Below are 7,000 nucleotides of genomic sequence, written 5' to 3'. Positions count from 1 at the left end.
AGGTCGCGCCGAGCGTCAGCCTGGTGCCTTTCGTAGGCGCGGTAACCCAGCCAACCGGTCAGTCCGGCCAGCAACGCCACGACGGTGACGCCGGCCACCGCCGCCCATCCGACTTGCGAGAGCCGCGCAGTGATGCGGCGCCGCCAGCGGGCGCGCCGACTCTGCTGATCGGTCGGATACTCGTCGAGTTCCTCGATAACGTCGAGGTTTTCAGCCTCGTCAGGTTCTACGGTCATGTTGCTCCTTACTGCTTACGCTGGCGGCACTAACAGTGACTGCCAGCTCTTGGCACGAGGGTGTGCGAGATCGGCCTCGGTGTAGCGACGACCATCGGGACCGACGTAGTCACCGTTGGCCGGGTCATACGTCGCGACGGCCAGTGGCGGTGGCGCCGGCGCAGGCGGCGCGGTGCCTCGCGGCGGTGGTAGGCGCGGATCTTGTCCCGGCGGATACAGGGGTACGCCCTGCCCGCTGTAGGTGGCGTTCGGGTCGCCCTTCCAGTTGTAGCCGTCGTTGAGCGGCACGTACTCCTCATCGCTCTCACACAGCTCGACGGTGGGCGCACGCTTATCGGGCTTGCTCTCGCACGGAATGTTGCGCACGCCACGGACATTGAACTCCGAGTCCTGCGGCACCCGGCAGAACAGGTCACCGACCGGGCGGTCCGGGGCGTCCACGCTGGCCGGTGAGCGGCGCTGGGTCGGCGGCAGATATCCCGTGGTGCACGGCGGCGGCAGGTTGATGTTGAGGTTGAAGTCCAGCTGTGCGCCCTTGTACTCCTGCTTGGTGTTCGAGCTCGGCACGACGATCGCCGCCATCGCCGCGATGCCCTGCGGGAACAGCACCAGCAGCTGTTCGATGTCATGGCGGTAGACGACCGCAATGTCACCCAGGCTTACCAGGTTCGCGAACAGCACCGGCAGGGAGGACGACACCCGATCGAACAGCGCCCGCCCCTCTTCCACACCCGACGTGCCCTGCGTCAGAAGTTCCCGTAAGGCCGCGTCCTGCGCCTTGAATTGCGCCGTGATGGCCGCGGTCCGATCGGCCCACCTGGCAATGGAATCCGAAGTCTGGACTTGGGAATTGAGCACCGGAGGCGTCTGGTCGATCAACGCGGCAAGCGGGTCGACGGTCCGCCCGCCCGCGATGGCCAGGGACGTCGACCCGTCTACGATCCGCGACAATTCGGGCCCCAGACCGCCGACCGCACGATCCGTCTCGTCCACTACCGTGCGTAAGTTGTCACGCGGAATCGACTGCAGCGCACGGTTGGTCACGTCAAGCAGATGCCCGATATCCACCGGCACATCGACTCGCCCGACGGGTATGACGTCCCCGGCTTGCAGTGCCCGGGACGGTTGCCCGTCCTTGCCGGGTCGCGGCGTGAGCTCGATGTACTGCTCGCCAATTGCCGAGCGGCTGTGCACCGATGCCTGAACATCCGAAGGCACCTTGACGCCCGATCTCATTGCGAGCACCGCCCGAACCCCCGTCGCGGTCACATCGACCGACTTGACCTTGCCGACGTCGGTACCGCGATAGGTGACGACCGAGGTCTGGTAAAGCCCGCCGGACTCGGGCAGGTCGACGGTGACGACGTACTCCCCGATCCCGAAAAGCGTCGCCGGCAACTTCATGAAGTTGAATGCCATTGCGCCACAGGACACGACGGTCACCAGCGCCAAGATTGACAGCTGGATCCACGTGCGGCGGTTCAAACGCAGCATTCAGTATCCCCCGAAGTGATACGGATAGGTCAGCGGGTTGCCCGCCGTGGCCGGGCTGGGCTGCATGCCAATGGTGCGCCCCCACTGCAGTTCGAGCTGCGTGAGGTTGCCTTCCCACCGTGAGCCGGTGAAGAGCCCTTGATCGATGCGGCTCAACGTCAAATCGACAACCAGGGTGAGGTTGGCGTAGTCGCCGCGGAACCAGTTCCGCACCGTCGAAGCCGGCCACGGGTAGGTCACCAACCCGTCCAGTCCCTTGGTCAGCGACGGGCCCGCGTCGGCCAGCGATCGCAACACCGGCGCGATGTTGCGCAGGTTGTTGACCAGAGATTCCCTGCTCTGCTGGATGGTGTCCGCCGCGATCGCACTGAACTTGCCCAGCTGGTCGATCGCGTCGGCGATTTTGGTGCGCTCATCGGAAAGCACCTTCAACGCCTTGGGCACGGTCATCAAAGCCTTGTCGACGACGGGATCCTTATCGGCCACCTGCCCCGCCAGCGAGTTGAGATTCTCGGCCGCGGCGATGATGTCGTCGGTCTGCTCGTTGGTGCGCGCGATGAATTCGTCCAGCTGGTTCAACAGGCTGCGCATGTCGTTTTCCCGCCCGGCGAATGCCTTGGCGATCGACTGCGTGATCTCCTGCAGCTGGCCGATTCCGCCGCCGTTGAGCAAGACCGACACCGAGGCCAGGGTCTGCTCGGTGGTCGGATACATGCTCGCGCGCGAAAGCTGGATGACCGAGCCGTTTTTGAGCTGGCCAACGGGCGGTTCGTCTTTGGGTGCGGCGAGTTCGATGTGCATCGACCCCAGCAGGCTGGTCTGCCCGAGCTTGGCCGTCGAATTGGCCGGCAGGTGCACGTCGCCGTTGATGCGCATCGTGACGAGCGCGTGCCAGTCCTGCAGCTCGATCCTGGTCACATTGCCGACGTTGACGTCGTCCACCCGCACCCGGGTGTTCTCCTGGATCGTGACGACATCGGGCATCTCGGCCGCAATGGTGTAGGACCCGGGGCCGTTGCCGGAAGTTCCGGGCAGGATGAACGAATTCAGGCCCTTCCACTTGAATCCGCAAGCGGGCAGCGCGGCAACGCAAATCAGGCACAGGGCCGCCACTATCGCCCGTCTCATGATGCCCCCGCCGGAAGCATCAGATCCCGCAGCACCTGAGTCGAATTGACCGTGCCGCTCGGCGCAGGCGGCGCCGCGGGCTGGTCGGCGGGCGGTTGATCGGTCGGTACCTCGGTGGGCGGCGGTCCGGGCGCCGCCGGTGCGGGCGTCGCCGCCGGCGCGGGTGCACCTGGCGGCGGGGTCGTGGATCCGGGCCGCAGCCAATCCTCGCTGTAGGTGATCTCGCCGGGTCGGGCCTGAGTCCCGACGAACGGGTTGAACCCCGCCGGGATGTAGTTGTAGATGCGGTTTTTGATGATCGGATTGATGTACTGCTGGCACAGCTTGGACACCCGGTCCAACCGCGCCCGGGAGGCGGCCTCGATCGAACTGCAGATCCACTGCGGGATGTCGGCGAAGTTGTTGAGCGCGATGATGCCCGTCATTGCGCTCTGCGCGGGCTGGTAGATGTTGAGAAAGTTCTGGAACACCGTCGGCGCGATGTGCAGGATCTGCTTGACATCCATGCGGCTGTCGTTCAACGCGGTAGTCACCGAACCCAGCCGATCGAACGTGACGCCCATCGCTTCCCGGTTTTCGGCGAGGAAGTCGCGCACATCGATCAGCGCTCCATCGAGCCCCTTTACTGCGTTGGCGACCTCGTTGGGTGTGTTCGTCAGCAGCGTCGTCACGCCGGCCAGGTTCTGGTTGAACGAAGCCAGCAAGTCGCTGCTCGACGACAGCGCCGTCACCAGCAGTTGCAGATTGCGCACCGTGCTGAAGATGTCGTCGGCGTGATCACCGAGCGCCGAAATCGCCGCGGACAGCTTCATTACCGTGTCGTGAGCGGTGTCGCCCTGGCCGCGCACGTTGTCGGCGGCCGAATTGATGAACTCACCCAGCGAGTTCACCCCGTCCGGGGAGGTCGGCTGCAACGCCTCGGTCAGCTTCTCCAGCTGCTTGCGGAAGTCGTCCCATTCAACGGGAACCGCGGTGCGGCTGAGCGGAATCGAGGCGCCGGGACTCAGTTTCGGCCCGCCGGAGTACGCCGGGACAAGCTGAATCGCCCGCGGCGTCACCAGCGACGGTGACAGGATCGCGGCACGCGCGTCGGCCGGGACCGCATATTGCTTGTCGACCGAGAAGGTCACCCTGGAACTGGTGGGTTGCGGTTCGATCTTGTCCACCACACCGACCGCGACGCCGAGGATGCGAATCTCGTCGCCGACGAACAGACCGTTGGCTTCCGTGAAATATGCGGTGTAGGTGTTCTTTTCGACATCCCGCCATAACTTCACCGCGACGAAGAGTGAAGCCACCACAAGGGTGCCGACCAGGCTGATGGCGGTCAGTAGTTGAAGTGTGCGACGACTCATCACTGTCCCCCCGTGTCGGCCGGCTCAGGCGGCGGGCCCGGCGCGGGCCCCGGCGAGGGCGGCTGGGACCAAAGCGGGTGCGGCGCCTGTTCCGGTGGCACGGGCGGCGTTCCGGTCGGCGGATCCACCGACTCCGACGGGAGCTTCTGGTTGGGGTCCAGGAAGCGGTCATACATGCGCGCGTCGATCGTCGGCCCGCTGATCTGGCCGGGAATCAAGTTGGCCACGTAGGCCTTGAAAAACGGTCCAGAGCCCAGGCACTCGCCGAATGACATCGCATACCGCTTGAACTTGGGTAGGCTCCGCGCAATGTCCTCCTTGCGGTTGTCGAGGACTTCGAGCACCCCGTTGAGCTTGTCGAGAGCCGGCTTGAGCTGCGTCCGGTTGTCGTTGACAAGCCCGGAAATCTGATGTGAGACCGCGGTCAGATTGTTCATCAGCGCGTCGATGGAATCCCGTTCATCCAGCAGTGCCGCCAGCAACGCATTGGAATCCGCCACCAGCGTGGCGATCTGCTGGCTGCGCCGGCCCAACACCCCCGTGACCTTATTGGCGTTGCCGAGCAGGCTGCGCAGCTGCGTGTCGCGGTTGTTCAGGGTGTCGGAGAACCGGGCTACACCTTCGAGCGCGGGCCTGACGTTCGACGGCGTGTCCCGGAAGGTATTAGCCAATGTCGTTAATGCCGACGACAATTGGGCTGTATCCAGTCCGCTGATCTCGGTCGTCAGATCACCCAGAGCGTCAGGAAGATCGTATGGCGAATGAGTGCGTTCCAACGGGATGATGTCCGACAGCTTCCCCTCGCCGCGCGAGGTGAGTTCGATCATCTTGGCGCCCAAGATCGTTTCGGTCTTGATCGCGGCTTCGGTGCGGTCGCCCAGCGTGATGAAATTGCGGACCGTGAAACCGACCCGAACCTTGGTTCCCTCCAATTTGATGTCGGTGACCCTACCGACGCCCATGCCCGAAACCCGGACCGAGTTGCCCGTTCTGATGCCGCCGGCCTCCGAGAAGTAGGCCGCATAGTCCTTGGTGTTCTTGACGAACGGAAGCTTGTCGTAATTGAACGCGGCGACGGTCACGCATCCCAAGATGACGAGACCCATCGCCCCGATCGCCCACGGGCTGCGCCGGCCGACTTTGATTTTGGGTAATCTCATTGCGGCGTGCACCGCCCGCTGGGCTGGCCGAATAGTTTGATGAAGATCGGGTTCCCGCCCTTTCCGTTGACCTTCATCAGCACTTCGCAGAAGTAGAAGCCGAAGTAGTCGCCGTTCAGGCCCTGCCGCGCCAGGACCTGGTAGATGTCGGGCATCTGCTTGAGCAGGTTGTCGACATAGTCGCGGTCGGCGAGTACCTGACCCGACATGCGGTCCGTCTCGTGCACGACATCCTTGATCGGCTGGCGGGACTGGACAAGCAGATTCGTCACCGACCCCGCGGCCGCGTTGATGTAGGCCAGCCCGGTGGAGATGTCATCCTTACGCTCGGCCAATCCATTCACGAACTGCGACAACTTGTCCAGGCCGTCGTTGAACTCGCGATCGCGAGTGGCGAAGGTGTGCAACACGGTGTTCAGGTTCTTGATCAGCTCGCTGATCAGTTCGCTGCGCCCGGCCAGGGTCGAGGTCAGCATCGAGGTCTGCGCCAGGACCGACGCGAGGGTGCCGCCCTGTCCCTGAAAAATGCGCAGCAATTGACCCGAGAGGGCGTTGACCTGATCGGGATCCAGTGCGCGGAACAACGGCCGGAAGCCACCGATGAGCGCATCGATGTCCAACGCGGGCGACGTCCGCGCCAGCGGAATCGTCATGCCCGGTGAAAGCCGCCGCGGGGAACCCGGTCCCTCTTCGAGAGCCAGATAGCGGTCACCAATGAGATTTTCGTAGCGAACGACGGCTTTGGTGCCCTCGGTGAGTCGCACACCCTTGTCCACGGAGAAGCCGATTTTGACCGTGCCGTCGCGTTGCAGGTTCAGATCCCCGACCTTGCCGACTTCGACGCCGGCGATGCGTACGAAGTTGCCGGACTTCAGACCGGAGATGTTCGTGAACACCGCCTGGTAGTCGGTGCGGTCCTCGAACCGAAACTGACCGAACACGGCGATCAGCGTGAAGGTGAAAAGCACGCACACCGCCGTGAACGCCACGACGCGCACGATGATGGCGGACATCTTCCGTCGTTTCATGGCGGCGGCTGCCCTCCACGCCAGAAGTAGCGCGGCGCCTCCGGCGGGTTCTTCGTGGTCGGGAAGTAGTTGGCCCACCACGGGTTTCCAGCGGCCACGTTGGTGCGGATCTCGTTCGGGGCCGCGCCCCAGCCGGTATCGGTGACGAGCGCACGCACCGGGAAGTTCGCACTGGGGTCCGGCAGAGACCCACAACTGGGCCTGCCCCCCGGCCCGCCGGTGGCGTTGGTCTTCGGAAGGTGCTTCGGGTACCGGTACGGGTCGTCACCGAAAAGCAGAGCGGCGTCCAGGATCACCGAGTAACCGTTGCCGCCCAGAGCATCTCGGCCGCCGTGGTCCACGTACCACTGCGCACCCTGGAACAGGCAGGTGAAGGTCGGTGAGTATTTGTTCAGCAACGCCGTTGTCGGATCGAGCAGGTTGATCGACCGCACGATATTGGATTCGTTTCTGCCGATGACGTTGATGCCGGTCTGGCTCAGGCCCACCGCCGACAACAACAGCGAGTCGAGCGACCGCTGGTTTTCGGTGAGGGTGGTGCTGGTCGCGGTGGCCGAGTCGAGGATCGACAGAATGTCCTGGGCCGCATTGGAATAGAT

At 64.1% G+C, this 7,000-nt stretch carries 6 protein-coding genes and 1 pseudogene; all 7 read right to left on the bottom strand.

Features of this window, described 5'->3' with window-relative positions:
• Positions 1-236 (bottom strand): annotated as a pseudogene (locus JOZ00_RS04885) (Mce protein); the annotation flags it as partial.
• Between the two features lie 15 nt (positions 237-251).
• Positions 252-1,730 carry an MlaD family protein gene (locus tag JOZ00_RS04880; protein ID WP_293340503.1) on the bottom strand — a complete coding sequence of 493 codons (1,479 nt, stop codon included), beginning with the start codon at positions 1,728-1,730 and terminating at the stop codon, positions 252-254.
• On the bottom strand, positions 1,731-2,858 hold the full coding sequence (locus JOZ00_RS04875; RefSeq protein WP_293340500.1) for an MCE family protein: 1,128 nt from the start codon (positions 2,856-2,858) through the stop codon (positions 1,731-1,733).
• Positions 2,855-4,213: an MCE family protein gene (locus tag JOZ00_RS04870; protein ID WP_293340497.1), complete on the bottom strand. Its 1,359-nt coding sequence runs from the start codon at positions 4,211-4,213 to the stop codon at positions 2,855-2,857. Before JOZ00_RS04870 ends, JOZ00_RS04875 begins: the two co-directional genes overlap by 4 nt.
• Positions 4,213-5,373 carry an MCE family protein gene (locus JOZ00_RS04865; protein ID WP_293340494.1) on the bottom strand — a complete coding sequence of 387 codons (1,161 nt, stop codon included), beginning with the start codon at positions 5,371-5,373 and terminating at the stop codon, positions 4,213-4,215. The genes JOZ00_RS04870 and JOZ00_RS04865 overlap by 1 nt, the downstream gene beginning before the upstream one ends.
• Complete coding sequence (locus JOZ00_RS04860; protein WP_293340491.1) at positions 5,370-6,401, bottom strand: MCE family protein; 1,032 nt, start codon at positions 6,399-6,401, stop codon at positions 5,370-5,372. The genes JOZ00_RS04865 and JOZ00_RS04860 overlap by 4 nt, the downstream gene beginning before the upstream one ends.
• Positions 6,398-7,000, bottom strand: a 603-nt coding sequence (locus JOZ00_RS04855; protein WP_293340488.1) for an MCE family protein, incomplete at its 5' end; no start/stop codon positions are given. The genes JOZ00_RS04855 and JOZ00_RS04860, both read right to left, overlap by 4 nt.

The sequence above is a fragment of the Mycobacterium sp. genome (assembly GCF_019243155.1).
Lineage (GTDB): Bacteria > Actinomycetota > Actinomycetes > Mycobacteriales > Mycobacteriaceae > Mycobacterium.
Note: the sequence above shows the minus strand (reverse complement) of the source record. Positions and strands in the feature narration are given on the sequence as shown.